Source organism: Shimia marina (genome assembly GCF_001458175.1).
Lineage (GTDB): Bacteria > Pseudomonadota > Alphaproteobacteria > Rhodobacterales > Rhodobacteraceae > Shimia > Shimia marina.
In genome coordinates this window covers 376,736-403,517 of record NZ_CYPW01000027.1, presented here as the reverse complement: position 1 = coordinate 403,517, position 26,782 = coordinate 376,736, and the positions used below count along the sequence as shown (strand labels likewise).

Below are 26,782 nucleotides of genomic sequence, written 5' to 3'. Positions count from 1 at the left end.
GATGGCACTTCCCCTCTTAGGCAAAACACAGAAACGGCAGGCGCATTTTGCGCCTGCCGTCTTGTTCTGTGCCAGCCTGATTTCCCTTATGGCATTGAGCCCCGCAGCCTTTGCCGATCCCGTCGAAAACAACCCGCTGGGGCAACCGCTGGAAACCGCAGCCTCAGATGAGGGCTACGGTTTGCGCGAAGGCTCCTTTGTGGTGGCCCCCATTCCCTTCAAAAACGTGTTGATCGGTGCTGGCCTGGTGCTCGGTGGCGGCTACCTGTTTCAAATGGATGCGGAAAGCGACACCTCCTATCTGGGTGTGGCCGCCATGCGCAGCGAAAACGGCTCGCACGCCGTTGGCCTTGGCGGCAACTTCGCCTTTGACAACAACCAATGGCAAATGGGCGTCACGCTGGCCGATGCGGAGGCCAAATATGATCTCTACCTTGGCAACCTTCCCGTTCCTGTGCGCCAGACTGGTCAGATTTTTGACAGCAAACTCTTTTACGGACTCACGCCAGAACTGCTGATCGGCGGTGGTCTGCGCTATGTCACCACCTCACTGGGATATGACAGCGCCGCAGGCGGCCCGCCCCTGCCCGAAGCCGAGCTGGATCTCGCCCATTTCAGCCTGCTGGGCAAATGGGACACCCGCGATGACAGCTTTTCGGCCCGCACGGGCCACCTGCTTGAGGCCGACATCAGCTACGGCAATGTCGTCAGCGCCAGCAGCCGCGACTATGTCAAAGCCTCCCTCTCCTTCACCTACCACCAGCCCATTGGGGCTCAGGACAGCCTTGCTCTGCATCTGGTTGGCTGCACGGTCTCTGATGCCGCACCTTTCTTTGACAAGTGTTCTCTGGGGGGCACCGACAATTTTCGTGGCTACAGCCCGGCGGAATTTCTGGACAACGATCTGCTCTCCGCTCAGATCGAATACCGCCACCAATTGTTCTCCCGCCTTGGGCTCGTCGCCTTTGCCGGCGTCGGCGACACAGGCAGCGCGCTTTCTGACATCAACGACGATGGCCTGAAATACGCAGGCGGCCTTGGCCTGCGCGTCCAACTCTCCAAGAAGTTCAAAGCCATGCTCTCTGTGGACGCTTCTGTCAATGAGCGCAGCGAAGACCTGCTTTATGTCTATGTCGGACAGCGCTTCTGACATCTGATAGACCCTGATCATTGCCCGGAGCACCCCGCGCATTGCACCACGCTTCGGGCATATTTACAGCATCAAAAGCAGGCGCAGCCTGACGTGGCGCTTTAATCTCTTCCCCTTTTGTCTCTCCTGCCCTAAAAGCCCCTCAAACGCTATTTATTGGGGACTCTCGCCACATGCAGGAACCGGCCATCACCACCGATCTCATCGAAGCTCATGGACTGAAGCCTGACGAATACGAATTGATCCTTGAGATCATCGGACGCGAGCCCACCTTCACTGAGCTGGGCATTTTCTCGGCCATGTGGAATGAGCACTGCTCTTACAAATCTTCGAAAAAATGGCTGCGCACCCTGCCCACCGAAGGCCCACAGGTGATCTGTGGCCCCGGTGAAAACGCTGGCATCGTGGACATTGGCGATGGCGATGCGGTTGTTTTCAAAATGGAAAGCCACAACCACCCGTCCTACATTGAACCCTATCAAGGTGCCGCCACCGGTGTTGGCGGCATTTTGCGTGATGTCTTCACCATGGGCGCACGCCCCGTGGCCGCCATGAACTCGCTCTCCTTTGGCGAAACCTCCCACCATAAAACCCGCCAGCTTGTAAACGGTGTGGTCGAAGGTGTCGGCGGCTATGGCAACTGCTTTGGCGTGCCAACCGTGGGCGGCGAAGTCCGCTTTCATGCGGCCTACAATGGCAACTGTCTTGTGAATGCCTTTGCCGCAGGCCTTGCGAAGACCGACAGCATCTTCTACTCCGCCGCCTCTGGCGTCGGCATGCCTGTGGTCTATCTGGGGGCCAAAACCGGCCGTGATGGTGTCGGCGGCGCAACCATGGCCTCTGCCGAATTTGACGACACCATCGAGGAAAAACGCCCCACCGTTCAGGTCGGCGATCCCTTCACCGAAAAGCGCCTGATGGAAGCCACGCTGGAGCTGATGCAGACCGGTGCCGTGATCTCCATTCAGGATATGGGCGCAGCCGGTCTGACCTGTTCCGCCGTGGAAATGGGCGACAAAGGCAAACTGGGTGTCAAACTCAACCTCGAAGACGTGCCACAGCGCGAAGAAAACATGACAGCCTATGAAATGATGCTGTCTGAGTCGCAGGAACGCATGTTGATGGTGCTCAAACCAGAGCTTGAGGCCGAGGCCCGCGCCGTCTTTGAAAAATGGGATCTGGATTTCGCCATCGTCGGTGAAACCATCGCCGAAGACCGCTTCCTGATCATGCACAACGGCGAAGTCAAAGCCGACCTGCCGCTCTCCCCGCTCTCTGGCCGCGCACCGGAATATGACCGCCCATGGGTGGAAACCCCGGCCGCCGAAGAGCTGGGCGACGTGCCCTCCATTGATGCCATCGACGGCCTCAAGGCGCTGATCTCCACGCCAAACTATGGCGGCAAACAGTGGGTCTATGAGCAATATGACACCACCGTCATGGGCGACACGGCCCAACGTCCTGGCATGGGCTCCGGCGTGATCCGCGTGCATGGCACCGACAAGAAACTGGCCTTCACCTCGGACGTGACCCCACGCTACGTGAAAGCCAACCCAACCGAGGGCGGCAAACAGGCCGTGGCCGAAGCCTACCGCAACCTGACCGCCGTGGGCGCCAAACCACTGGCCACCACCGACAACCTGAACTTCGGCAACCCGGAAAAGCCTGAGATCATGGGGCAGTTTGTGGGCGCAATCAAAGGCATCGGCGAAGCCGTCGCAGCGCTGGACATGCCGATCGTCTCCGGCAACGTGTCGCTTTATAATGAAACCGACGGATCTGCGATCCTGCCAACGCCAACCATCGGCGCGGTAGGTCTGATTGCTGCGGGCGAAGAGCCTATCTTGGGCGACGTGCGCGACGGCCATGTGGCGCTTGTGGTGGGCGACACCACCGGCCATCTGGGCCAGTCCGCCCTGCTGACCGAAGTCTTCAACCGCGAAGACGGCGACGCACCCCATGTGGATCTGGAGGCAGAGCGCAAAAACGGTGAGTTCATCCGCGAAAACCGCGACTGGATCAAAGCCTGTACCGATCTGGCCGATGGCGGCCTTGCGCTGGCAGCCTTTGAAATGGCCGAAGCCGCAAGCGTGGGCGTCCAACTGGATATGGACGACACCCCAACGCTGTTTGGCGAAGATCAGGCCCGCTATCTGGTGGCTTGCAACTTTGATCAGGCCGAAGCGCTGATGATCAACGCGGCCAAAGCCGGTGTCACCATCACCTCCGTGGGTCGCTTCAGCGGCGATACCGTGAAATTCGGCGGCGCAGAAGCCTCGCTGGCAGAGCTTTCGGACATCTTCCGGGGCAGCTTTGCAGCGGCGGTGGCCTGAGAAAATGCAACGGAGGGCGCCGGAGCTCCCGGCGCTCTCTGACGACTGCGCCAACTGTGCAGCCCTCTGCTGTGTGGCCTATCCCTTTGACGCAGACGAAGACTTTGGCCTGCTCAAACGCGCCGACACCCCCTGCCCCAATCTCTCTGACAGCTGCTTTGACTGCACCATTCACAAGGACCTGATCCCGCGCGGCTTTGCCGGCTGCGTGGCCTATTCCTGTGCCGGGGCCGGGCAACGAGTCACCCAGCAACTGTTTGAAGGTGAGGACTGGCGTGAAGATCCCGATCTGCTGGAACATATGGCCTATGCGCTGCGCGTGCTGCGCCCCATCCATGAAGCCCTTCTGCTGCTCAAACAGGCGCAGCAAATCCGAGTGCCACAAAGCGTCGCAGCCCAGGGCGCGGTCCTGATGGCGGCGCTGTGTCCGCAAGACGCCAAATCCATCTATGATTTTGAGGATTATGAAGTGCAGGATGCTTTGGCAGATGTGCCTGCCTACCTTCAATCGCTTGCGCCTTTCGTATGAACCTCCGGAAACCGGCTTGCAGAGCGGCGCAGCGCCACTTACATTTTTTCTGAACGACACAAAGGAATAGCCAATCATGCCGATGAGCGCCCATCAAATCGAGGAACTTCTGCGCGAGACTTTCCCGGACGCCGATATTCAGGTCGGCGGTACCGACGGTGTGCATATGTCCGCCATGGTGATTGACGAAAGCTTTCGCGGCAAAAACCGCGTCCAGCAACAGCGTGCCGTCTACGCCGCCCTTAAAGGGAAGATGGATGGCCCCTCAGGTGAGTTGCACGCGCTCGCATTGACCACCAAAGCACCGGAATAAGCGCAGGACATGGATGGGCTCTTACCTTTTCTGATCCCTGCCGTGGTCGCCCTTGTCGCATTGAATGCTTGGGTCGGCCGCAATCGCAGCGGTTTGGTGGAGGAAGAAGATGATCCAGAAAACCACGTGCTGCGCTCCGATTATCAGTCCGGCATGGGCGGCGGCGCACAGCGGACTTGGAAAGTGCCCAAAGACCCGGATGCCTACGCCCGCCTCTTTGTGCCCAAGGACAAAGACTGACTGAGAGAGATCAGGCGCTGCGCGAACCTGCGCTTGATCATTGGCAAGCCCCGCCTGCTCTCCTATATGACATGCAACTGACACGGCCCAGCCCGCCGAAAGGAAACGCAAATGACCGACGTTAAAGACCGCATCGACGAAATCGTCAAAAATAATAACATGGTGCTCTTCATGAAAGGCACCAAAGATATGCCCCAATGCGGTTTCTCCTCCCGCGTGGCTGGCGTGCTGAACTACATGGCCGTGGACTATGCGGATGTGAACGTGCTTGCGGACGAAGAAATCCGTCAGGGCATCAAAGATTACTCCGACTGGCCCACCATCCCTCAGCTTTATATCAAAGGCGAGTTTGTGGGTGGCTGTGACATCATCACAGAGATGACCCTGTCGGGTGAGCTGGACACGATGTTTGATGACAACGGCGTCGCCTATGACAAAGACGCCGCAGATAAGATCCGCGAAGCCAACGCGTAAAACGTTCCGAAAAATTGCCAAAGCCCCGTCATAACAGACGGGGCTTTTTGCTTATGCGCGGCTTTTGCTCAAGCGCGTCCTGCCATTCGCGCCAAAGTGCCGTCTCGATCCAGAAACTGGTGTTTCAAAGCCCCCGCAATATGCAAAGCCACTGCTGCCACCATGGCCAAAGCCGTGATCTCATGCACAGCATAGGCCGCATCTGACACCCAGTCGATTTCTGGCCCGGCTGGTACGGTGAACAGTCCGAAAAATCCAATGCCACGCCCGCCAAACAGGGATCCAAGCACACCAGACAAGGGAAGGACGACAATCCCGGCCAACAGCACCCAATGGGCCAGACCGGCCATGACGTGCTGCCAACCGCGATGCAAAGGTTCAATAAATCCCTGGCGCAGACGCCATCCCACGCGCCACACGCCCAACATCAGGATCAGCAAGCCAAGCGCCTTGTGAAAACCGATCAGCTCGCCTTTGCCGGGGCCTCTGGGAACCACCCGAAACACGTAAAATCCAAACGCCAGCGCCCCAATCATCAAAATCGCGACAATCCAATGATTCCAACGCGATACCCGATCATAAATAGCTCGTACCTGCGACACGACACACTCTCCTGCAAGATAACATTTCCAAGGTCCAAAGACCTTCTGTCTCTTGCACGCACCGCGTGCTCCTTTCCGTCGCACAGAAGCAACCTTTTTTCGCTTTGCTTGTGCCTAGCGGTTAAAGCCCGGAATATTCCCTTCCACACGATAAACCTGCAAACGCCCATCCCGGCTCAACCCGCCCGGATGAGAGCCCGGTGCCCCTTCGGGCACCTCCTGTCCCACCTCCGCATAATGCGCCACCCACTCCGGCATCAGCTCCCCGCTTTGCGTGTCCCGAAAACTCAGTGGCGTATTGGGAAACAACGCCGCGCCCCCATTGGCATGGCAGAACATCTCAAGGATCAGTTCACTGCAATAAAGCGCCTCAGAGCTGCTGCTGTAGTAAGGATCATAAGGCAGCCCAAGGCGCCCGAGACCAAATTCCAGCGCAGCTGGGATCAACACCTGATAAGGCGCGCTCAGCCGCGCAAACAACAATCTGGGCCGGGCATGCGCGCAATGGCTGCGCGCGGCGTACTCCTCCAGAGATGTCAGCCGTACAACCGGATCAATCGCCTCCAACACACAGAGCGCGTCGTCCTGATCTATGACAATGCCAACATGGTTGAGTCTGGCTCCGCGATGGCCTTCGACCACCGCAGAAATCAGGTTATCATCTTCCCCAATCGCCGCAAAAATAAGATCCCCTGCGGCCAATTGCGGCAACGCACTTCCGCTCACCCGGCAGCCTTTTCCTCAACCAGATCCGCGAGCGATTCTGCCCGCGCCGCCATCTCTGCCAGCGTCTGTGTGACCGTTTCGGGAATGGTGGGCACCTCAATCTTCTCAGGCTCCGGCAAAGGTGCATCGCGCAGTTCTTTGATCTCTGCCTCTCGCGTGGCGATCTTGGCCTGCGCATCCCGCAGCTGATCTTCCAGCCCAGCGGTCTTATCCGCCAGCATCAACCCTGCCATCAACAACATACGTGCCTCAGGGATCCGACCGGCCTGCGCAATCAGAACTTTCGCCTGATCATCCAGCATCTGCGCCGCAGCACGCAGAAAGTGCTGTTCACCATCCTGACAGGCCACTTCAAACACCCGTCCGCCAATTTCAATCTGAACCTCAGGCATTATACGTCTCCTGCCTCTTCACGGGCCTCGGTCATCACCTCTTCCTCAGGGGTATCCTCTGCGGGTGCCGCCACCTCAACAACTTCCGCGACACCGCCCTGCACAAGCGGGCGCAGCTCAGCCAGAATCAAAGCCGTCTCTGTGATTTCCGCTTCGCGCAGCGCCGTCAGCGTTGCCAGATCCGCTTGCAGCGCCTGGGTCACAGTGGACAGCTCTACCATCTCACCTTTTTCAACCTGATCGCGCAATTGCTGATTGGCTCCCCGTTCCCGGCGTACCATCTGACGCAGACGCCGCAGACGCTTGGCCAGTTCATCCAAAAGCGCACGGTTCTCCGCCACCGCAGCGGTCTCTGCCGCATCGGTTTCAGTCGGCGCTTCTGCCTCCGCCTCCTGAAGCTCTTCCAGCTTATCCGCCGCTGCCGCTGCCGCTGTCTCCGCCGCCTCCGCGCGGGCTTCTGCGGCCATCAAGGCCTGCGAATGCTCTTCTGCTGCCTTGCTCAACGCAGCTTCAACTGCGGCCTCGCCCGCGGTTTCCGAGGCTGTCTCTGCCGCCGCACGCGCCTCTTTCTCCGCGGTCAATTCTTCTTCGAGTTCGTCTTGCCGCGCCGTCAGCGCACGCACGCGTTCTTCCATCTGCGCGGTGACCAGCGCTTCGTTTTCCAACGCCCGGCGCAACGCCTGAACGTCATCGCCCTCATCCGGCTCAGCAACCACGGCCTGCATCGCATCCACGCCACGCGCAATGCGCTCCAGCGCCGAGCTCAGCCTGCCTTCAAGTTCGCTGATGTCACTCATGTGCCTCGTCCTTTCCGGTCGGGTTCTTGTTGACCCGCGTTTTGACCCACGTTCTGTCGCGTGTCCGTCTGCTTATGACGTCGTCTTAACGAATCGCGCCAGCACGCTCAATGGGGTGAGTGTATCCAATGGCTTGCGAAATTGCGCCCCCCTCTCCGCAGGAAAACCACCCGCATTTGCCGCGTAAATTAACACCTCAAAGCCCTTGTTAGGTTGCTATTAAGCATAAAACTGCTATTGACCCGACAACCTAACCCCTAGACCCAGAGGAGCGCATCCGTGGATATCGCCGCACTGCGTGAAAAGAACCCTGAACATTGGATGAAAGCTGCTGCCATCCGTGCCCTGACACTGGATGCGGTTGCTGCCGCCAATTCCGGTCACTCCGGCATGCCTATGGGCATGGCCGATGTGGCGACCGTGCTGTTTGAGAAGCACATGAAATTTGACGTGGCCGCGCCAAACTGGCCGGATCGCGATCGTTTCATCCTCTCCGCTGGCCACGGCTCCATGCTGATCTACTCCCTGCTCTACCTCATGGGCGACAAGCAACTGACCCATGAGCAGCTGGTGAACTTCCGTCAGATGGGCGCCCTCACCGCGGGTCACCCGGAAAACTTCCTGCTCGACGCCGTGGAAACCACCACCGGCCCATTGGGTCAGGGCATTTCCAACGCCGTTGGCTTTGCCATGGCCGAAGAGATCCAGCGCGCGCAGTACGGCCGCAAGCTGGTGGATCACTACACCTATGTCATCGCCGGTGACGGCTGCCTGATGGAAGGCATCTCTCAGGAGGCCATCGGCCTTGCTGGTCGCCACAGCCTCGGTCATCTGATCGTGCTCTGGGACAACAACAACATCACCATCGACGGCACTGTTGAGCTCTCTGATCGCACCGATCAGGTCAAACGCTTCAAAGCCTCCGGCTGGCATGTGCTGGAAATTGACGGCCACGATCCAGAAGCGATCGATGCCGCCATTGAGGCCGCCAAGAAAACCAAAAAACCGTCGATGATTGCCTGTAAAACGCACATCGCCATCGGCCACGCGGCACAGGACACCTCCAAGGGCCATGGCGCTCTGACCGATGCCGACCAACTGGCCGCAGCCAAAGACGTCTACGGCTGGACCGACGGTGCCTTCGAAGTGCCTGCCGAGATCAAAGCCCAGTGGGAAGCCATCGGCGCCCGTGGTGCGGCTGATCGCGAAGCCTGGGAAGCGCGCTTTGCCGAGGCCTCCAAGCAGAAACAGGATCGCTTCAACCGCGCCTATGCTCTGGATGTTCCCAAGAAGCTCTCTGCAACCGTGAAAGCGCTGAAAAAGCAGATTTCCGAAGACAAACCTTCCGTGGCCACTCGGAAATCGTCTGAGATGGCACTGGCCGCGATCAACCCGATCATGCCGGAAACCGTGGGCGGCTCTGCGGACCTGACCGGTTCCAACAACACCAAGACCGGCGATCTCGGCGTGTTTGACACCGACAACCGCAAAGGTCGCTATGTCTATTGGGGCATCCGTGAGCACGGCATGGCCGCCGCAATGAACGGCATGGCGCTGCACGGCGGTATCCGCCCCTACGGCGGCACCTTCTTCTGCTTCACCGACTATGCACGCCCCTCCATGCGTCTGGCCGCGCTGAGCAAAATCCCCACCGTGTTCGTGATGACCCACGATTCCATCGGTGTGGGCGAAGATGGCCCAACCCACCAGCCGGTCGAACACCTCGCAATCTGTCGCGCGACCCCGAACACTTATGTGTTCCGTCCAGCAGACTCCGTGGAAACTGCCGAAGCCTGGGAAATCGCGCTGACCAGCAAAGAGACCCCTTCCGTGATGGCGCTGACCCGTCAGAACCTGCCAACCCTGCGCACCGAGCACAAACTGGCAAACCTGACCGAGAAAGGCGCGTATGTGCTGGCCGAGGCTGAGGGCAAACGTCAGGTGATCTTGATCGCCACCGGCTCTGAGGTCTCCACCGCGATGGAAGCCAAAGCGCTTCTGGAAGCGGAAGGCATCGGCACCCGCGTGGTGTCCATGCCCTGCATGGAGCTCTTTGCGCAGCAGGATGAAGCCTACCGCCGCAAGGTTCTGCCAGCCGGCGCAGCCGTGCGCGTTGGCGTAGAGGCGGCTGTGCGCGCCGGTGGCTGGGATCAGTGGCTGCTGGGGGAACGCGCCCGTCCAGGCAAATCCGACTTTGTCGGCATGTCGAGCTTCGGGGCCTCCGCTCCAGCGGGTGAGCTGTTTGAAAAGTTCGGCATCACCGCAGCCAATGTGGCCCAAAAGGCCAAAGACTTGCTGTAAGTCACTCACGCAGATGACCTTCGAAAAGCGCCCTTTCTTTGGGCGCTTTTTTCATTTAAATCATCCCAAGGTTGAAACAACTCCTCCCCTTTTGATAAACGCTGCATACACAAGATATCAGAGGATCACTCAAAAACATGCGCCAACCGTTGCCTCTTGCTCTGGTCCTCTGTCTTGGAACAATTCTGCCTCCCACCCCAGTCACCTCTCAATCTATTCCTCTCCACGAGATGAATGTGGCCAACCCTGACGATGCACAGCTGTCCCGCGAAATTCACGCGCGGCTGAATAGCCTGCCGGGTGAAGCCTACGGCTGCCGAAACATACGAAAAGAAATGCGTAAACTGCGTGAGAGTGAGCGCTACTCAAAGTTCTTCTTTGCTTTTGCCAAACGTAATACCTCTGCCCTGTTTGGCGCACGCGGCTGTGGATATGCTTGGAATATTGATCCACAGGTCGCACAGGACCAAGCTATGGCGCATTGCAAGAACATTGAAAAAGAACTGACTGACGGCAAGGGCCCAAGCACATGTGAATTAGCGAACTAACCAAATTCCCCCCCCCATCTGCGCATTCTGTGGGGCAGACGCCATCATCTCTTCGAACGGCCAACCTTTCAGCCGAAACGCATCACAGCCATGCGCGCCCACCTCAAAGCCCTCAGAAAACACCAAAGCCGCACCCGCCAACCTTTCTATCGTCAGTGCTTCAGACCTCAGATCCGGCACCTCTTTTGCTTGGGGCAACATGCCATCCCAGCCCCCTAAAGCCGCATGGGGAACCGGGTCAAATGGCGTAATATCAAATGCCCTTAGAAAACCTCCCTGACAGTTGTGGCGGTTCTTGGCCGGCAACTGCTTGTCATCAGGAAACCCTGTCTGCGTGCAGGCCATCCCCTGAACAAACATGCCGCTGTGCCAGTCCACACCATGAAAGGCATTGCGTTCAGCGCTCCGATCCTCGGGATAATCTTTTTCAAACAGCCCCAGCAGCGTATAATAGTCTTTCCAGAACGTCGTCGTGACCTTCTTGACGTAAGCGGTTCGGGTCTGAACAGAATTAAACAGCGACCATAGATTGTGGCGTGGCTTTGCCACCTTGCCCGTGCCTGGCTCTGGCTCTGGCTTGAAAAATTTGAATATCTTACCGCCTTGATTGATCTGCTGCCCCGGTTTTCCCGGACGGCGGTCGTTCAGCACCCGATTGCCAATGATGAACATATCCCTGATGCTCACCTGATCTGTCGAATAGACCGCATGCAGATTGTAAAACGCATTATTGAGAACATACCAGTTCTGCGCCCCAGTTTCCGGCTCAATGGCATTGTCACGAATGAAGGAAAACATGTTACGATAAATCGCCACATCTTTGTTGCGGGCCACCACGGGACGACCTTCATCATCCAGTTTCAGCAGCGCACTGTCCCTGTCATCCATATCCATACGAATGCCATTAAACGCATGGCGGATATCGCAGTCGCGAATGGTAACGCCACCTTCAATATTGTAGCTGCCAAAAAAAGCCCCATTGAGGTGGCTATGGTCCCGATATCCCGGCGATGCCTTCACCTGCCCCCAATCCACGCGCCCTTCCCACATGTCGTAGTCCGGATCCTGTATCCACTGACACTTTTCAATCAGCAGGTCCCGACAGGGTACATCGGCCAATTGGCGGGCATAAATGAAAAACCGCCCACGCTCCGCCTGACACGACCGCACGGTTATATTTCGCACCGCCCGCAAAAACAGAACCGAAGGCCAGCACCGGTCAAACTTCAGGCGCTCAATGACAATGTGGCTTACCTGAAAAAGCTTGATAAAAGCAAAATCACCATCCAGTGGCTCCATGCCCGCATGGCGACCCTCTGCTGTCGCACGTTGCCCATCAAGCAATGGCGGCTGATTAGGGTCATGTGCGGTGATGGTAATCGGGGCGCCCTCTTCTCCCGATGCCTGTAAGACAACAGGTTCACAATACGTGCCAGGCAGAAGTCGAACCTGATCGCCCGCGCGCGCACGGTTAAGTGCCGTCTGTAATTCATCAACCCAGATTTGTTGCTGGTCAACCGCATAGTATCCCGGTTGCGGCGCTGCCAAAATGTGAACCATATCAATCCTCAATACTTAACTTACCAAAACATGCGCCCATTCAGACGCGATCACATCGAAAAATCAACGCTCCCCTGCACACCCGCGCGCCACATTCCCCCTATCCTTACGCTTCGTAACTCTCTATCAGCCTAACAACTTCCATGGGGCCTGCGCCCCCCGTTTTAGGATCCCGACATGCTCGCCACTCTTGCCAAGCGGACCCTTCTGGTCCTTGTCGGCCCCGCCATCTTTCTGTTTGTGGCAAGCGCCCCAACCTTCTGTGGCGGCAAACGTGGCTTCCGTGGCTGGTACTGGCGGCGTGTGTCACGCGCCTGTTCCTGGCTTTTGTGGTTTCTCGATGTGACGGTAGAGATTTCTGATGCCGCCCGCGAAGCGCTGCGCACCGATGAGAACTCAATCATTGCCGTCAACCACCGCAGCCATCTGGATGGGTTCAGCATGCTGCATGTGATCCCGGATGAGAAATGGGTGACCTTTGGTGCCAAAAAAGAGCTCTGTGAAGCGGCGTTGCTCAAACGTGGATTTGAGGGCGCAGGTCTGCTCAAAATCGACCGTCAGAAAGGTCGTGATGCCCTGAGCTCTCTCACAGATGCCATCAAAGAGATGCCCAAGCGCCGCTCCCCCATCCTCTTTGTGGAAGGCACCCGCGCCGCCAAACCCGGTCTTGCGCCTTTCAAGGCGGGCGCCGTCCTGATCGCCCAAGAAACCGGCCGCGCTGTGCGCCCTTTTGTCATCAGCCATTCCGACAGGCTCCTGCCGCGCGGCAAAGTGTTCCCCTTCAAAGGCACCATTCACATCGACGTTCTGGACCAGATGCTGTTTGCGTCTGACGAAAACACAGACGCCGCCGTCGCCCGCCTGCGCGGTGCCATGGCCGCCGCCTATGACAGACAAACCGGCGAGACGACCCCACAGTAAAAAAGGCGCCTCACCGGGCGCCTTTTTCCTTGATACACTCTGTCCCCGACGGGATCAGAACGGAGATCCTGTGCAGTCACTCAACGCCGCCGTGGTCATGGTGGTGCCATTGATCGTCAGACTTTCTCCCGGCTGATTGGTCAGCTCCGTCCCATAGAACGGCCCCACCAAAGCGGCACAATCGCCCGCCGTATTGGTCACGGTGATGTCCCCGGTGGCGTCCACAGTCGGCCCGAAGAAATACGCCCCAGAGAGCGCGGCATTGTCCACCGACACCCCATCAAAGTCGATATTGGTCACCGGCCCCCCATTAAAGCCAAAGCTGTCGCCCTGAAAATGCACACCATGGGTGCCAGCATTGCGGATCGCGACGTTTTCAAAGCTGACATTGTGCACCGGATTGAGGAAGATCCCTGCCCGGGATGTGCCATCAATCGTGACGGTGCTGAACTGCATATCCGGATCAATCGCATTCGCATCCAGCCCAAGACCATTCACAAACATCAATCCGTTGATGCCACCGCGCAAAGTACCATTGTTCAGTCGGGTCTCCCCGCCAGATTGGATCACGATCAAATCCATGTCCTGCGCCTGCGCGCTATTGTCGATGGTGATATTCTCCATCTGCAGCCCCTCCACCGCGACCGCCAGAATACCTTCGCGGCGGCTGTTGGTGATGGAAACATCTTCCAGCGTGATGTTGCTCGAAGCGTCCTGAATGCTGTTGGAGAAATTGGCCGTGTCAATCCGCGAGCCCAGGAAGAACCCATAGGTCACATCCGTCATCTCAATGTCAGCAAACCGCGCGTTCGTCACACCCACCGCATTGACCGCAGAGTTGGGCACATTGTTGGGCGAAAATATCGAGAACTCACAAAGCGAGTTGTTTTCACAGATCGGCATCTCCGTGAAGCTGGCATCCGTCAGACTGAAGTCCGAACTGTCCCGCAGCAGCACGCCGTTGTCGGTCGCCCGCGCCAGCGAGAAACCCTTGATGGACACATTGGTGCTGTTGGCAATCGACACGCCATTGCCTCCAACGTCCGCCACCGAAACATTGGTCAGACGGCCGTTCGTTACCTGATTAAAGTAAACCCCGTCAGAGGTGGTGTTGCTGACCGAGACGCCGCTGGCCCACACGTCAGAGACATTCTGACCAACCAGCGCACGCTCCCCGCCAGAAAGTGCAAACCCGGACACACCACTGTTGTCAGACAGGGTCACCACGTCATTGCCCGCCGAAGCCGACAGCTGCGCAGCCGTGCCGCTGTTATAAAGCGGCATATCCACCCCACTCTCAGAGCGCACCATGACTGCGCCGCCGCCACCGATCAACATCTGGCCCTCTGCCAGCGTCAGACCAGAGGCTTCTGTAAAGCTGCCTGAGGCAAAGACCACAGAGTTTTCACCGGCATCACTCAGAACTGTCGCAAGATCATCTTCGGCCCGCGCAGCACCGGCATTCTGCACCGCCGCTGCGCTGCCCCCCTCAACACGACGGAAGGTGCTGATGTCACGGCCGCCAATCTGAACACCTTCCTGCGCGCCATAGGCGCCACGTTGCAGCGTCACATACTCACGGCGGATCACGTCCCGCAGCAGGTCGCGCTGCGCCTTGTGCTTCTTCCCTCCCAGAGGAATGGTCAGGCTCAGATAGGCGCTGCCTTCGGTCTCGCCATCGCTGTTTTCCCCATAAAGCCCGGCACGAATTGTAGTGCCTTCAAAACCAAGCAGAATGTCATCAAAACGCACCTCGGCGCGCGCGGTGGCGCCGTGGTAGCTGTCACTGTCATCGTGATCAAACAGGAAGCCCCCTGCAAACAGCCCCAAAGAACCGCCGCCAAGCGCAGCAAAATCAAACCGAGGGCCAAATTCAAAATCGACCCCGCGCATGGCGTGGCTTTCGCCGCCGCGAAACCGAATGGTTCCATCCGCTTCGACAAGTGCGTTGTAGTTTGCATTGGCCTTCGTGCGGTCCCCAATAGGCACGTAGCCGTTGAGCCGCGACTCAAAGCCGTTGCGCATGAGTTCAGCCGCCACAGACACCTGCGTGAACCCATTGTTCACCTCATCCTCAGTGTGATCCGCAAAACCGCCAAGGCCCATAATCCAGTCACCGGACAGTTTCCGACGATGCATCAATCCTGCACTCCAGGTCAGATCATCCCGCTTGTTGCGCTGCCACTGCAACTGCGCAAAAGTGGCCTGCTGATCTTCAACCGTGATGGGCAGACGCAGGGTCACGCCCAGCCGATCCTGATCGCCGGCATCAATCCGGATATCGGCTGCATGGAGACAGGTCGTGCCCAACAGCATACACAGCCCCGAGGCTGCAATCTTATTCATTTTCATAGTGGTAATCCGTCAAAGCGTCCCCGGCTGGCACGGCTGGCGAGGGCTTTCTAACCCACGGATTACGCTTTGCACCCTGACCACATCAAGGCATAGACGATATGCGCCACGCGCATAAATGATTATTCATTCATATGTTTACTTTTTGATAAAATTTGGTAACCGATCCCGAAATGGTTGTGTGCCACACTGACCTTTCTGATCGTATAAACTGCAAAAAACTATGTTTGTGACAGCAGTTCCATAGCTTCCTGCGCCACATCAATCCGCAAATCATAGCGCGAAGTCATATCAATAATATCACCGACGTCTGCGCCAATCACGCGCAGAACATCACACAAAACAAGGCCTTCCAGCCGGATATATTGCGAATCCTCTCCTGAGAGCCAGTTGTAAAATCGCCCCAACACACGCCGCTCTCGGCGCTCCGCCAGGGAGGCAATTGTCACCCGAGTCTGCAGTACAGTGCGCAGCTCCGCGTCGGGAAACCGCGCCGTCTCCAAGTCGCGTTTAAATTGCAACATCGACGAGAGCAATTCAAACCTCTGCTCCCGCTGTCGGATCAACGCGGCATACCAAGCCCAATGAGCACGCACCACCGGGCGCGTACTCTGGTCTTGCAGAACAGGCAACGGAGCTACCTCAATGCGCGCTTTTCTTACCACTTACTGCCTGCACAAGCGGCCCAATCACTTTGGTCGCAACCGGGATCAGCGCGGTGCCAAGCAGCACACCAAACACACCATCCAATGCGGCCTTGGTCGTCCATTCGACAAATCCCTCATAGGCAGCGGGAACAACGTGTCCTGCGGCATAGGCAATATCGTGGATGTGGTGTCCAAGCCAGCCAAAGCCGAGTTCCTCAAGACCATGGATCACGATCGAGCCGCCAACCCACAGCATCGCGGCGGTGCCAACAAGGGTAAGCAGCTTCATGAAATAGGGCATCCCCCGCACCAGCCACCGGCCCAAAGTACGTGTCAATGACAGGCGGCCACCCGCATACATCGCAAGCCCAAGATCATCCATTTTCACAATCAATGCCACAGAGCCATAAACCGCAACGGTGATGCCCACGCCCGCCACCGCCAGCGTAGAGGCCTCCAGCCAGAAATTGCTCTCAGGAATGCCTGAAAGGATAATCGTCATGATCTCTGCGGAGAGAATAAAATCAGTCTTAATTGCGCCGGCGGCCTTTTTTTCCTCCAGGTGCGCAGGATCATCGGCTTCTCCAAATGCCTCCTCCGCATGTCCCGTCTCATGGGGGACATGCGGAACAAAGGCATGCACCACCTTCTCCGCCCCCTCAAAGCACAGATACGCGCCGCCCAGCATCAGCAAAGGAGAAATCGCCCAGGGCGCAAAATTGGCCAGCAGCAAAGCCGCAGGCAACAGGATCAGCAACTTGTTCCTGATCGAGCCTTTGGCAATCTTCCAGATGATCGGCAGCTCGCGCTTGGCTTCAAACCCATGCAGATATTTTGGCGTCACCGCCGCATCGTCAATCACCGCACCAGCTGCCTTGGCGCTGGCCTTGGCCGCACCCGCCGCCACATCGTCAATCGAGGCCGCCGCCACTTTGGCAATGCCCGCCACATCATCCAACAACGCCAGCAAACCGCCTGCCATTTGCACCACTCCTCTTTGGCCCATAGGGGCCATCTGTCCGTTAAGTGCTTCATGCCTGATCGCAGCGGATTTGCAAAGAGTCGTTGCGCCACAACCCGTTGCGCGCACGCCTGCTTCAGCTTTGGCAGTGCGGCGCATCGCAAACAATGCACCGCCGCAAAACCGACGTGTTACAGACGCGATACCAACACGCCATTTTACAGGTTTTTTTGGTTAACGGAGCGACGACAAAGCCATCACTTTTTGCCAAGCCGCTCCAAAAGCGCCTCATTGACCGCAGAGGGCACAAATTTGGACACATCCCCATCCAGCCGTGCAATCTCTTTCACCAGTTTAGAGGCAATGGCCTGATGTTTCAGATCCGCCATCAGAAACACTGTCTCAATACTGCTGTCCAACGCGCGGTTCATGCCAACCATCTGATATTCATACTCAAAGTCGGTCACAGCGCGCAGTCCACGCACAATGATCTGTGCGCCCACGTCCTTGGCACAGTCGATGAGAAGGTTCTCAAAAGGATGGGCCACAATCTCCGTGCCGGTCTCTTCTGAAAGCTTGGCGCATTCCCCTTCGATCATCGCCACCCGCTCTTCCAAGGTGAACAAAGGTCCCTTGTCGCGGTTGATCGCCACACCAATCACAAGCCGGTCCACTAAGACCGCTGCCCGGCGAATAATATCTATATGTCCCAACGTGATAGGATCAAACGTGCCTGGATAAAGTGCGGTGCGCATCTGGGCCTCCCCCGGTTAGCTACCCTGGTCCTGGCGGCACGCAACATTATTGCGTGCCCGATTGCAAGGTCTGTTTACCGTATAGGTAGTTTTGCGGGACAAAGACGTCACGGCACATCAGTGCCCCATGATCATCCCCTGCAGCGCATCCTTTTCCATGGCCAGTTCAGACAGCCGCGCCTTGACCGTATCTCCCAATGAAATCAGGCCGACAACGGCCCCGTCTTCCATTACAGGCATATGGCGAAAATGGCCTTTGGTCATCTTCTCCAGCACCGTCACAGCATCGTCATTGCGACCACAGGTCACCAGCTCGGTGGTCATATAATCCTCGACCTTGTCTGACATGCAACCAACACCACGCTTCGCAAGCTCCCGAACGATATCGCGCTCCGAAAGGATACCAAGCGGCGTCGACCCATCTTCAGACACAAGCACCGTACCGATCCGCTTTTCCGCCAAAATCTTGGCGGCCTCCGACACTAAGGTGTTTGGTTTCACAGTCAGGACGCCTTCGGATCCCTTAGACTTGAGAATCTGATGTACGAGCATGGCAACCTCCGCTTTGCATTTCCGTAGTGTCACTCCCCAATTTGGAGCGTCGCCCGTCCGCAACCACTTGTCAAGCTTGGCTTTCCAGACGCGCAACCTCCTGACGCATCCCCTCACAAAGCGCTTCAGAGAAACGATTGAGCCGCTCCAAACGTCGGTCATCGGCATGCCTGATCAAGTAGAAACTCCGCGTTAAAGAGACGTCTTCTTCAAGGATCTTCACCACCCGGCGTGCCGAGGGAATGGCAAAGTCATGCACCACACCAATCCCTGATCCGGTCCGCACCCAATTGAATTGCACGGCCGCAGAATTCGAAGCCAGCCGCACACGCTCCACGCCCACCTCATTGAGATAGTCCAGCTCTTTGTCAAAAATCATGTCCGGAATATAGCCCGTCACCAAATGATCCTTGAGGTCCGCCACAGTCTCAATCTTAGGATGTGTACGCAGGTATCGGCGCGACGCGGCCAGATGCAATTTATAGTCCGTGATCTTCTGGACAGTCAGCCTTCCGGCGCTTGGCACCGAAACAGCAACCACCAGATCCGCTTCCCTCCGCGACAGGCTCACAATCCGGGGCAAAGCCACAATCTGGATGTCGAGATCCGGGTTTTCTTCGGCAATACGCGCGCAAACCTGTGGTAACAAATAGTTCGCCACCCCGTCAGGCGCCCCAATCCGGATCTGCCCGGACAATCCACTGCTTTGCCCGACCATCTCCTCTGTGGCCTCCTGCAGGCTTTGCTCCACGCGAAGCGCATGGTTCATCAAGCGCTGCCCCGCATCGGTAAGCGCATAGCCCGTTGGCGACTTTACGAATAAAGGCGCCTCAAATGCGGTCTCTAAACGCCCAACACGGCGACCAACCGTGGCAGGGTCCACATTGAGCCGACGCCCGGCCGCAGACAGGCTTTCCTCCCTGGCCACCGCCAAGAAAACCCGTAGATCATCCCATTGAACCATCGCCCAACCTCTTGCAATTATGCAAAGCCATTTTGAACAGTTGTCCCTTTTCGAGGTATTTTTGCAAGCCTATTGTGACGCCAAAGGTTTATGGAGGATGCCATGAAAGAGCTCACACACTATATTAACGGGGAACACGTCAAAGGCACATCCGGCCGTTTTGCCGATGTTTACAACCCTGCGACAGGCGAAGTTCAGGCCAAGGTTCCGCTGGCCAGCAAAGCTGAGATGGATGCTGCCGTGGCCGCCGCAGCCGCCGCACAACCCGCTTGGGGTGCGGTCAACCCACAGCGCCGCGCCCGTGTGCTGATGAAATTTGTCGATCTGCTGCAACGCGATATGGACAAGCTGGCCGAAGCGCTTTCCTCTGAGCACGGCAAAACCTTCCCAGACGCCAAAGGCGACATTCAGCGTGGTCTGGAAGTGGCAGAATACTGCATTGCTGCCCCTCAGATGCTCAAAGGCGAGTACACCGACGGCGCAGGCCCCGGCATTGACATCTACTCCATGCGTCAGCCACTGGGCGTGACTGCAGGCATCACCCCATTCAACTTCCCGGCCATGATCCCAATGTGGATGTTTGCCCCAGCGATTGCCTGTGGCAACGCCTTTATCCTGAAACCATCTGAGCGCGACCCATCCGTGCCTCTGATGCTCGCGGAACTGCTCGAAGAAGCGGGCCTGCCAAAAGGCATCATTCAGGTTGTGAACGGCGACAAAGAAGCCGTGGACGCGATCCTTTATGATGACGTGATCCAATCCGTTGGCTTCGTCGGCTCCACCCCGATTGCTGAATACATCTACGGCACCGGCTGCGCACAGGGCAAACGGGTCCAGTGCTTCGGTGGCGCGAAAAACCACATGATCATCATGCCGGACGCTGATATGGATCAGGCCGCAGACGCTCTGGTGGGCGCTGGCTATGGTGCTGCTGGCGAACGCTGCATGGCGATCTCTGTTGCTGTGCCTGTGGGCGAAGAAACCGCAGACAAGCTGCGCGACAAACTGATCCCTCGCATCGAAAAGCTGAAAATCGCGCCTTACACCGCCGGTGACGATGTGGATTACGGTCCGGTTGTGACCGCTGCTGCCAAAGAGAATATCCTGCGTCTGGTGCAATCAGGCGTGGATCAAGGCGCGGATCTGGTGGTTGATGGCCGCGACTTCAGCCTGCAAGGCTACGAGGAAGGCTTTTTCGTTGGTCCGCATCTCTTTGACAATGTCACCAAAGACATGGACATCTACAAAACCGAAATTTTTGGCCCTGTCCTGTCCATGGTGCGTGCAAAATCCTATGAGGAAGCGCTGGGTCTGGCGATGGATCATGAATACGGCAACGGCACCGCGATCTTCACCCGTGATGGCGACGCCGCGCGTGATTTCGCAAGCCGTGTCAACATCGGCATGGTTGGTGTGAACGTTCCGATCCCTGTACCGCTGGCCTATCACACCTTTGGTGGCTGGAAGAAATCTGCCTTTGGTGATCTCAACCAGCACGGTCCAGACGCGTTCAAGTTCTACACACGCACAAAAACTGTGACCTCCCGCTGGCCTTCGGGCATCAAGGAAGGCGGAGAGTTCCACTTCAAGCAGATGGATTGATCTGCCTTCAAAACTGTGTTCATCTACGGGAAGGGGCGGTAAAGTCGCCCCTTTTTTCAGTGTTCATGGTTGGGACAAGGCATGTCGGTATCCTTTCGGATCCTAAAATCGCTCGGGCTGGTGTATGTCCGCTACGAAGGGGAAGCCCGCACGGCTGACACCCTTTCCGCCTTTGGCACCTACGCAACACATCCGGATTTTCGCCCTGGCCAGAAACAGTTCGTCGACCTTAGCGCCCTGACGGGATGGGATGACGACTACCTTTCATTGATGAAAGCACAGGCAAAGAAAGCCGAGGCTTTCACTGGCAACAACGCGCAGACGCTGATCGTCTATTACGCGCCAAACCCTATTGGTCAGAAATTGGCGCAATTGGCTATGCACAGCTGGGAGCCCTTCCCTGCGGTTGTCCCAATCATTCAAGACAATGAAAGTCAGGCCCTCTCAATTCTGGGGCTTCCCTTTGAGAACCTCCAAGCAATGCTGACGCGCGCGGCAGAGTGACAATTATGCGCATATACATTACCGTTCGAGCACACTCGCATGTAAACGACGCCGCCTGTTACATGTTTACGCGTTCGTAAGGTCCTAAACTTTAGGCTGATCGCATACAGACATCTGCAGCGGGTCCGCCGAACCACAATGACACAGACTGTCAGATCCGTGTTTTTTCTCACTTGCGCCGCACTATGCGTCGTGAGCCTTGTGGTGCTTTTGTTTCTTCCTCAAGTGCTGAGCTTAGAAGACGATACACCACCGCCCTCGGGGCCTATTTACAACTTTGAACACGCTATCTTTGAAACTGGAAAGCGCGCCTCTTTGCAGGGATTGTGGTGGTTCAAATTCGGAACACATCTCCCTCCAGATGACGCGCTCGACGCGTTTCAAAATGACACCCTTCAAAAACTTGAAGTGCCTCATGACTGGGCTAATGACGTACCCAAGACGAACACAAATCCGTTTGCAGACGGAATCGCAACCTACGCCGCCTTACTCAATCTCCCTCCCTTGCATCAACAACAGCTCGTTGTCGCGCTGCCACGCGTCCATGATGCCTATCGCATCTTCTGGGTACCTCTGGATGCACCAGAAGACAGCTTGGAAATTGGTGCCGATGGCACAATGTCAGGGCCAATCGTAGCCTCCCATGGGACCCGCGCTTACGCGCTTGAAGGCGTGCGCGAAGGGCTTCTGGTGATCCATGTCAGAAAATCCCTCTCCAGTTTTGGTGGCATCCTAAGCGCGCCGTTCATCGCAGAAGCAGGTTCTTATCAGGATCGCCTGCAAGTGCGTCGCGTCATGGAAGGCGCCATCATGGGTACAACATTGCTGGTGGCCCTCTTCAATCTGTTCCTGTTTCTGGCCTATCGCAAGGATCCCGCCAGCCTGCTCCTTGCTCTGACTGCAGCCGCGCTCTTGCTACGAGCAGTCATTTTATCTGGCACGCTTGAGATTCTCTTTGGTGGAGACATTCGCCCCCTTCGCGTACGGCTAGAGTATAGCAGCGTGTTGATTTTGGCATGGGCTGCTTACGCAATGCACCAAACTTTGATCTGGCAGAAATTCGGAGAGCTGCGCGGCCCGCTTCTGTTTGCCATGGTCGGCATGCTCGGCGTGGCACTGATATTTGTGGCACCTCTCCCCGTTGTCACGGCAGATCTGATCTTCTTGCAGATCTATTGCGTGGTGGTGATCGGCCTTATGCTGATGACAAGTGCTCGCGCCATTGCGCAACGCCAAAAAGACGCGTGGTTTTACACGCTGGGCTGGCTCGTCCCCCTGAGTGCCGGCATTCACGACGTGCACATCAGCCAGGCCTACGATGGAGTGTATCTGCTCAATCTTGCCTTTGTCATTTTTGTTTGCGTCTATAGTCTAAAACTTGGTCGTCGCGTCGCCGCCGGGATCACCCGCGCCGACATCGTCGAGGAGGAACGGGGCTTACGCGCACAGTTGGCACGCCGCGCCAACGCAATGGAAGGACACGACCCCCTGACAGGCCTCCCAAATCGCGCCCATTTTGAAGACGAACTGGCACTGGCTTGGCATCAAAAAGATCGCTCTCGCGATGGGCTGACGCTGCTCCTTCTGGAGATTGACAACTATTCCGCTCTGCGTGATTGCCTTGGGGCAAACGCCGCCCAATCCTTGTTACGACAGGTCGCAAATGCCCTCCGCACAAACGGCCTGCGCCGACTTGATGTTTTGGCCCGGATCAATGAAGCAGAGTTTGCCGTGCTTCTATCGGACACGAATATCGACAATGCACGACTTGTTGCTGATCGACTCCGGCACGGAATTGAGGCACTTAGCACCCTCTGTGACGGCGACAACCTGCTTTGCGTGACTGCGAGCGGCGGTCTGACACAGGCAAAGCCCTGCGACACGCGCTATCCAACCGCTTTCGCTATGATGGACAGCGCCCGACATGCACTTCAGCAGGCGAAAGCAGCCGGAAAAAACCGGGTGATTTCAGCTGATAACCCAGCAGAGCCCAGTTAAGCCCCCAAGCGCTGGCAAGAAACACGCGGGCATAATACCTCGGTATTTTTGCAAAACAATTCTGCAAATACGCGGTATGATAGCGCCATTTTTGCGCCCCGTGCCCTTTGCAATCATTCTGCAAGGATGGTAATTTAACATATGTTCAATTCGTGGTGGGGAGGCCGCGACCTGAGCGCGTCAGCACTCTGGTGTTTCCTGTCCCCTGCCCGCACTGGCCCATGCGTGCCGCGATCTTGAAGGATGAGACATGGATTTTGCACTGACCGAAGAACAGACCCTGATCTTTGATATGGCCAAAGGCTTTGGCGAAGAACATATCGCGCCTTTTGCCCAGGACTGGGAAGCCGCAGGCACAATCCCCAAAACGCTCTGGCCCAAAATCGCAGAACTGGGTCTGGGAGGCATCTATGTCTCTGAGGAAAACGGCGGATCAGGGCTGTCTCGTCTGGATGCGACGCTCGTCTTTGAAGCGCTGGCCATGTCCTGCCCCTCCGTGGGCTCTTTTCTGTCGATTCACAATATGTGCGGCGGCATGATCGATAAGTTTGGTTCTGAGGAAACCAAACAGAAGTGGCTGCCGGACCTCTGTTCCATGAACAAAGTCTTTTCCTACTGCCTGACCGAACCGGGTTCCGGCTCCGACGCCTCTGCCCTCAAAACCCGCGCCGAGCGCAGCAACGATGGATATGTACTCAACGGCACCAAGGCCTTTATTTCCGGTGGTTCCTATTCAGATGCCTACATCTGTATGGTGCGCACCGGCGAGGATGGCCCAAAAGGCATCTCCACTGTGGTGGTGGAAGACGGCACCGAAGGCCTGTCATTTGGGGCGCTGGAGAAGAAAATGGGCTGGCTTGCTCAGCCGACATCCCAGGTGCAGTTTGACGACTGCAAGGTTCCTGCCGGCAACCTGATCGGCGAAGAAGGCAAAGGCTTCAGCTACGCCATGAACGGTCTGGACGGCGGGCGCCTCAACATTTCTGCTGGCGCACTTGGCGGCGCCCAGAAGGCGCTGGATTTGACCGTGCAATACATGTCCGAACGCAAAGCTTTCGGCAAATCCATCAACCAGTTTCAAGCCCTGCAATTCCGGCTTGCGGAGTATGAAACCAAGCTACAGGCCGCGCGCACCTTCCTGCGTCAGGCGGCGTGGAAGCTGGACAATGGCGACCATGATGCGACCAAATTCTGCGCCATGGCCAAGCTGATGGTGACGGATGTGGCCTTTGACGTGGCCAACGGCTGTTTGCAACTGCACGGCGGCTATGGCTATCTCGCAGACTACGGTATCGAGAAAATTGTCCGCGACCTGCGCGTGCATCAGATCCTCGAAGGCACCAATGAAATCATGCGCTTGATCATCTCCCGTCAGATGATCGCCGCCTAAACAAGGCCGCTCCGCCCCAGCCTTCGAGGCTGCAGCTGAGCGGTCTGGACTACGCCAGACGGACAGACACAAACCGGAGCGTTCACGTGGACGATATTTCCATCCGAATCTCAGGCCAGACAGGCCGCATCACACTCACGCGCCCAAAGGCACTCAACGCCCTGTCTTATGACATGTGCCTCGCCATCGAAGCCGCTTTAGACAGTTGGGCCACCGATGACACCGTCAAAATGATCGTGATTGATGCAGAAGGTGACAAAGCCTTTTGCGCAGGGGGCGACATTGCGGAGCTCTATGACACCGGCACCGCCGGGGACTATGCTTACGGGCAGCGGTTCTGGGCCGACGAATATCGCATGAACGCCAAGCTGTTTGAGTTCCCCAAACCGGTTGTAAGCTTCATGCAGGGCTTCACCATGGGCGGTGGTGTGGGCGTTGGGTGTCATGGCAGCCACCGCATTGTCGGAGAAAGCAGTCAGATCGCCATGCCCGAGGTGGGTATTGGCCTTGTGCCAGACGTGGGTGGCTCACTGATCTTGGCGCGCGCGCCTGGACGTCTGGGGGAGTACCTCGGCATGACCGCCGCACGCCTGAACGCGGCAGATGCGATTTATGCGGGATTTGCCGATTTTTTCATACCTCAGGACCACTGGCCCACCCTGATAGAACAGCTGGAAGAGACCGGCGACTGGACCTTGATTGACGCGGCCGCAACGCCGCCAGAAGAAAGCACGCTTGCGGCACAACAGAAAGACATTGACGCAAACTTCGGTGGAGAGACGCTCAATGACGTCCTCAACGCCCTGCATCATGCGCATGATGATCTGGCCCCTGCCGCGCTCAAAAAACTCGGGCGCAATTCCCCTCTGGCGATGGGCGCGGCGCTTGAAATCATCCATCGTGTCCGCACAGGTGATGACATTCGTTTTGCATTGGATCAGGAGTATCGCTTCACCTTCCGCGCCATGGAACATGGCGATTTTCTGGAAGGCATTCGCGCGCAAATCATCGACAAAGACCGCAATCCGCAGTGGAAATACACCTTGGAGGAGGTGCCCGCCGGCGTCATAACCAAAATGGTATTGCCGCTGGGATCGGATGCGCTGACATTTGAAAAGGGAGAGTAGAACCATGAAAATCGGGTTCATCGGATTGGGCAACATGGGGGGGCCAATGGCCGCCAATCTGGCCAAGGCGGGCCATGACGTTATAGGATTTGACATGGCCGATGTTGCCATCGAGGGCGTGTCAATGGCCGAAAGCGGGGTCGCTGCTGCTGCACAGGCTGATGTGGTGATCACCATGCTGCCCAATGGCCAGATCCTGCGCGCGGTCGCAGAGGATATCATCCCGGTCATGGCTCAGGGCGCTGCGCTGGTGGATTGTTCAACCGTAGACGTCGACAGCGCGCGTGCCGTTGCTACACAGGCCGCAGAGGCAGGTCTGCTCGCTGTGGATGCGCCGGTCTCCGGCGGCGTTGGCGGGGCCGCAGGTGGCACCTTGACCTTTATGGCCGGTGGGAGCACCGAGGCCTTCGCCAAAGCTGCGCCTCTGTTTGACATCATGGGCCAGAAAGCCGTGCATTGCGGCGAGGCGGGTGCAGGTCAGGCCGCCAAGATCTGCAACAACATGATCCTCGGCGTGACCATGATTGCCACCTGCGAAGCCTTTGCACTCGCCGACAAACTTGGATTGGACCGGCAATCCATGTTTGACGTTGTCTCCACCTCGTCAGGCTACAGCTGGACCATGAATGCCTACTGCCCGGCACCCGGCGTTGGCCCGCAATCTCCCGCAGACAATGGCTATCAGCCTGGCTTCGCCTCAGAACTGATGCTCAAAGATCTGCGCCTGTCACAACAGGCCGCCCAAAGCGCAGATGCAGATACACCGATGGGCCAAGCCGCTGCGGCACTCTATGAGCAGTTTGTCGAAAGCGAAGGTGGCCTTGGTACGGATTTTTCCGCCATGCTGCCCCGATTTGAAAAACGCGGGCGGGGCTGACATAGCCCCTAAAAGCTGAAAATACGCACGACAAAAAGGGCCCGCTGAATGGCGCGGCCCTTTTTCAATGCCTGCATCACGCGCCGCTAATTTTGGTTAAATTTTCCTTACCCCAGCCCTGATCCCGCCACGATTGACCGCCAGCCTGCTGTGAACGAGCGCAGAAG

26 protein-coding genes are annotated in these 26,782 nt (G+C 57.2%); 15 read left to right on the top strand and 11 right to left on the bottom strand.

Annotated features, from left to right (window positions below):
* The first annotated feature begins 1 nt into the window (after position 1).
* The 6 genes from SHM7688_RS14600 to grxD all read left to right on the top strand — a co-directional run bounded on the left by SHM7688_RS14600 (position 2) and on the right by grxD (position 5,039).
* Positions 2–1,150 (top strand): BamA/TamA family outer membrane protein, encoded by a 1,149-nt coding sequence (locus tag SHM7688_RS14600; protein ID WP_058240668.1) that lies wholly within the window; start codon positions 2–4, stop codon positions 1,148–1,150.
* 173 nt (positions 1,151–1,323) lie between these two features.
* Entirely contained in the window at positions 1,324–3,483 is a 2,160-nt protein-coding gene (gene purL / locus SHM7688_RS14595; protein WP_058240667.1) for a phosphoribosylformylglycinamidine synthase subunit PurL, read from the top strand.
* A 4-nt stretch (positions 3,484–3,487) separates the two neighbouring features.
* Entirely contained in the window at positions 3,488–4,012 is a 525-nt protein-coding gene (locus SHM7688_RS14590; protein ID WP_223229189.1) for a hypothetical protein, read from the top strand.
* Positions 4,013–4,088: 76 nt separating this feature from the next.
* A complete protein-coding gene (locus tag SHM7688_RS14585) occupies positions 4,089–4,325 on the top strand; it encodes a BolA/IbaG family iron-sulfur metabolism protein (protein WP_058240666.1) in 237 nt (78 codons plus the stop codon).
* A 9-nt stretch (positions 4,326–4,334) separates the two neighbouring features.
* The gene (locus tag SHM7688_RS14580; RefSeq protein ID WP_058240665.1) at positions 4,335–4,565 is read left to right on the top strand and encodes a hypothetical protein; all 231 of its coding nucleotides are present in this window, start codon (positions 4,335–4,337) and stop codon (positions 4,563–4,565) included.
* 111 nt (positions 4,566–4,676) lie between these two features.
* A complete protein-coding gene (grxD, locus tag SHM7688_RS14575) occupies positions 4,677–5,039 on the top strand; it encodes a Grx4 family monothiol glutaredoxin (RefSeq protein ID WP_058240664.1) in 363 nt (120 codons plus the stop codon).
* 68 nt (positions 5,040–5,107) lie between these two features.
* Here grxD and SHM7688_RS14570 read toward each other — a convergent pair whose 3' ends face one another.
* The 4 genes from SHM7688_RS14570 to SHM7688_RS14555 form a co-directional block, all read right to left on the bottom strand.
* Positions 5,108–5,641: a cytochrome b gene (locus SHM7688_RS14570; RefSeq protein WP_144432597.1), complete on the bottom strand. Its 534-nt coding sequence runs from the start codon at positions 5,639–5,641 to the stop codon at positions 5,108–5,110.
* A 114-nt stretch (positions 5,642–5,755) separates the two neighbouring features.
* Complete coding sequence (locus SHM7688_RS14565; protein WP_058240662.1) at positions 5,756–6,367, bottom strand: YiiX/YebB-like N1pC/P60 family cysteine hydrolase; 612 nt, start codon at positions 6,365–6,367, stop codon at positions 5,756–5,758.
* Positions 6,364–6,759 (bottom strand): cell division protein ZapA, encoded by a 396-nt coding sequence (locus SHM7688_RS14560; protein ID WP_058240661.1) that lies wholly within the window; start codon positions 6,757–6,759, stop codon positions 6,364–6,366. The genes SHM7688_RS14565 and SHM7688_RS14560 overlap by 4 nt, the downstream gene beginning before the upstream one ends.
* Positions 6,759–7,556: a hypothetical protein gene (locus SHM7688_RS14555; protein WP_058240660.1), complete on the bottom strand. Its 798-nt coding sequence runs from the start codon at positions 7,554–7,556 to the stop codon at positions 6,759–6,761. The genes SHM7688_RS14560 and SHM7688_RS14555 overlap by 1 nt, the downstream gene beginning before the upstream one ends.
* Positions 7,557–7,835: 279 nt before the next feature.
* Here SHM7688_RS14555 and tkt point away from each other — a divergent pair, with 279 nt between their 5' ends.
* Positions 7,836–9,857 (top strand): transketolase, encoded by a 2,022-nt coding sequence (gene tkt / locus SHM7688_RS14550; protein ID WP_058240659.1) that lies wholly within the window; start codon positions 7,836–7,838, stop codon positions 9,855–9,857.
* A gap of 137 nt (positions 9,858–9,994) precedes the next feature.
* The gene (locus tag SHM7688_RS14545; RefSeq protein WP_058240658.1) at positions 9,995–10,405 is read left to right on the top strand and encodes a hypothetical protein; all 411 of its coding nucleotides are present in this window, start codon (positions 9,995–9,997) and stop codon (positions 10,403–10,405) included.
* On the opposite strand, the gene SHM7688_RS14540 is transcribed toward SHM7688_RS14545, so the two are convergent.
* A complete protein-coding gene (locus SHM7688_RS14540) occupies positions 10,394–11,965 on the bottom strand; it encodes a right-handed parallel beta-helix repeat-containing protein (protein ID WP_058240657.1) in 1,572 nt (523 codons plus the stop codon). The genes SHM7688_RS14545 and SHM7688_RS14540 overlap by 12 nt on opposite strands.
* Positions 11,966–12,142: 177 nt before the next feature.
* Here SHM7688_RS14540 and SHM7688_RS14535 point away from each other — a divergent pair, with 177 nt between their 5' ends.
* Entirely contained in the window at positions 12,143–12,886 is a 744-nt protein-coding gene (locus SHM7688_RS14535; protein ID WP_058240656.1) for a lysophospholipid acyltransferase family protein, read from the top strand.
* A 54-nt stretch (positions 12,887–12,940) separates the two neighbouring features.
* On the opposite strand, the gene SHM7688_RS14530 is transcribed toward SHM7688_RS14535, so the two are convergent.
* The 6 genes from SHM7688_RS14530 to SHM7688_RS14505 all read right to left on the bottom strand — a co-directional run bounded on the left by SHM7688_RS14530 (position 12,941) and on the right by SHM7688_RS14505 (position 19,117).
* On the bottom strand, positions 12,941–15,238 hold the full coding sequence (locus tag SHM7688_RS14530) for an inverse autotransporter beta domain-containing protein (RefSeq protein WP_058240655.1): 2,298 nt from the start codon (positions 15,236–15,238) through the stop codon (positions 12,941–12,943).
* 221 nt (positions 15,239–15,459) lie between these two features.
* A complete protein-coding gene (locus SHM7688_RS14525; RefSeq protein ID WP_058240654.1) occupies positions 15,460–15,762 on the bottom strand; it encodes a hypothetical protein in 303 nt (100 codons plus the stop codon).
* A gap of 118 nt (positions 15,763–15,880) precedes the next feature.
* Entirely contained in the window at positions 15,881–16,867 is a 987-nt protein-coding gene (locus SHM7688_RS14520) for a DUF808 domain-containing protein (RefSeq protein ID WP_058240653.1), read from the bottom strand.
* Positions 16,868–17,103: 236 nt separating this feature from the next.
* A complete protein-coding gene (gene coaD, locus SHM7688_RS14515; protein ID WP_058240652.1) occupies positions 17,104–17,601 on the bottom strand; it encodes a pantetheine-phosphate adenylyltransferase in 498 nt (165 codons plus the stop codon).
* A gap of 117 nt (positions 17,602–17,718) precedes the next feature.
* Positions 17,719–18,153: a CBS domain-containing protein gene (locus SHM7688_RS14510; RefSeq protein ID WP_058240651.1), complete on the bottom strand. Its 435-nt coding sequence runs from the start codon at positions 18,151–18,153 to the stop codon at positions 17,719–17,721.
* Between the two features lie 70 nt (positions 18,154–18,223).
* A complete protein-coding gene (locus SHM7688_RS14505; protein WP_058240650.1) occupies positions 18,224–19,117 on the bottom strand; it encodes a LysR family transcriptional regulator in 894 nt (297 codons plus the stop codon).
* A 102-nt stretch (positions 19,118–19,219) separates the two neighbouring features.
* On the opposite strand from SHM7688_RS14505, the gene SHM7688_RS14500 reads away from it, so the two are divergent.
* From SHM7688_RS14500 to mmsB, 6 genes are all read left to right on the top strand, one after another.
* Positions 19,220–20,719 (top strand): CoA-acylating methylmalonate-semialdehyde dehydrogenase, encoded by a 1,500-nt coding sequence (locus tag SHM7688_RS14500; RefSeq protein WP_058240948.1) that lies wholly within the window; start codon positions 19,220–19,222, stop codon positions 20,717–20,719.
* A gap of 81 nt (positions 20,720–20,800) precedes the next feature.
* On the top strand, positions 20,801–21,223 hold the full coding sequence (locus SHM7688_RS14495) for a hypothetical protein (protein ID WP_058240649.1): 423 nt from the start codon (positions 20,801–20,803) through the stop codon (positions 21,221–21,223).
* Positions 21,224–21,727: 504 nt separating this feature from the next.
* Positions 21,728–23,221, top strand: coding sequence for a sensor domain-containing diguanylate cyclase (locus SHM7688_RS14490; RefSeq protein ID WP_188128097.1), 1,494 nt, complete (start codon positions 21,728–21,730; stop codon positions 23,219–23,221).
* A gap of 250 nt (positions 23,222–23,471) precedes the next feature.
* Positions 23,472–24,611: an acyl-CoA dehydrogenase family protein gene (locus SHM7688_RS14485; RefSeq protein WP_058240647.1), complete on the top strand. Its 1,140-nt coding sequence runs from the start codon at positions 23,472–23,474 to the stop codon at positions 24,609–24,611.
* Between the two features lie 86 nt (positions 24,612–24,697).
* Positions 24,698–25,738 (top strand): enoyl-CoA hydratase/isomerase family protein, encoded by a 1,041-nt coding sequence (locus SHM7688_RS14480; protein WP_058240646.1) that lies wholly within the window; start codon positions 24,698–24,700, stop codon positions 25,736–25,738.
* Positions 25,739–25,742: 4 nt separating this feature from the next.
* On the top strand, positions 25,743–26,615 hold the full coding sequence (mmsB, locus tag SHM7688_RS14475; protein ID WP_058240645.1) for a 3-hydroxyisobutyrate dehydrogenase: 873 nt from the start codon (positions 25,743–25,745) through the stop codon (positions 26,613–26,615).
* The last annotated feature ends 167 nt before the right edge of the window (positions 26,616–26,782 follow it).

Excerpts from the sequence above, each read along its gene's own strand:
- SHM7688_RS14600 (WP_058240668.1), top strand. The coding sequence starts at position 2 with ATGGCACTTCCCCTCTTAGGCAAAACACAGAAACGGCAGGCGCATTTT.
- purL (WP_058240667.1), top strand. The coding sequence starts at position 1,324 with ATGCAGGAACCGGCCATCACCACCGATCTCATCGAAGCTCATGGACTG.
- SHM7688_RS14590 (WP_223229189.1), top strand. The coding sequence starts at position 3,488 with ATGCAACGGAGGGCGCCGGAGCTCCCGGCGCTCTCTGACGACTGCGCC.
- SHM7688_RS14585 (WP_058240666.1), top strand. The coding sequence starts at position 4,089 with ATGCCGATGAGCGCCCATCAAATCGAGGAACTTCTGCGCGAGACTTTC.
- SHM7688_RS14580 (WP_058240665.1), top strand. The coding sequence starts at position 4,335 with ATGGATGGGCTCTTACCTTTTCTGATCCCTGCCGTGGTCGCCCTTGTC.
- grxD (WP_058240664.1), top strand. The coding sequence starts at position 4,677 with ATGACCGACGTTAAAGACCGCATCGACGAAATCGTCAAAAATAATAAC.
- SHM7688_RS14560 (WP_058240661.1), bottom strand. The coding sequence starts at position 6,759 with ATGCCTGAGGTTCAGATTGAAATTGGCGGACGGGTGTTTGAAGTGGCC.
- SHM7688_RS14555 (WP_058240660.1), bottom strand. The coding sequence starts at position 7,556 with ATGAGTGACATCAGCGAACTTGAAGGCAGGCTGAGCTCGGCGCTGGAG.
- SHM7688_RS14545 (WP_058240658.1), top strand. The coding sequence starts at position 9,995 with ATGCGCCAACCGTTGCCTCTTGCTCTGGTCCTCTGTCTTGGAACAATT.
- SHM7688_RS14540 (WP_058240657.1), bottom strand. The coding sequence starts at position 11,965 with ATGGTTCACATTTTGGCAGCGCCGCAACCGGGATACTATGCGGTTGAC.
- SHM7688_RS14535 (WP_058240656.1), top strand. The coding sequence starts at position 12,143 with ATGCTCGCCACTCTTGCCAAGCGGACCCTTCTGGTCCTTGTCGGCCCC.
- SHM7688_RS14530 (WP_058240655.1), bottom strand. The coding sequence starts at position 15,238 with ATGAAAATGAATAAGATTGCAGCCTCGGGGCTGTGTATGCTGTTGGGC.
- SHM7688_RS14525 (WP_058240654.1), bottom strand. The coding sequence starts at position 15,762 with ATGTTGCAATTTAAACGCGACTTGGAGACGGCGCGGTTTCCCGACGCG.
- SHM7688_RS14520 (WP_058240653.1), bottom strand. The coding sequence starts at position 16,867 with ATGGCAGGCGGTTTGCTGGCGTTGTTGGATGATGTGGCGGGCATTGCC.
- coaD (WP_058240652.1), bottom strand. The coding sequence starts at position 17,601 with ATGCGCACCGCACTTTATCCAGGCACGTTTGATCCTATCACGTTGGGA.
- SHM7688_RS14510 (WP_058240651.1), bottom strand. The coding sequence starts at position 18,153 with ATGCTCGTACATCAGATTCTCAAGTCTAAGGGATCCGAAGGCGTCCTG.
- SHM7688_RS14505 (WP_058240650.1), bottom strand. The coding sequence starts at position 19,117 with ATGGTTCAATGGGATGATCTACGGGTTTTCTTGGCGGTGGCCAGGGAG.
- SHM7688_RS14500 (WP_058240948.1), top strand. The coding sequence starts at position 19,220 with ATGAAAGAGCTCACACACTATATTAACGGGGAACACGTCAAAGGCACA.
- SHM7688_RS14495 (WP_058240649.1), top strand. The coding sequence starts at position 20,801 with ATGTCGGTATCCTTTCGGATCCTAAAATCGCTCGGGCTGGTGTATGTC.
- SHM7688_RS14485 (WP_058240647.1), top strand. The coding sequence starts at position 23,472 with ATGGATTTTGCACTGACCGAAGAACAGACCCTGATCTTTGATATGGCC.
- mmsB (WP_058240645.1), top strand. The coding sequence starts at position 25,743 with ATGAAAATCGGGTTCATCGGATTGGGCAACATGGGGGGGCCAATGGCC.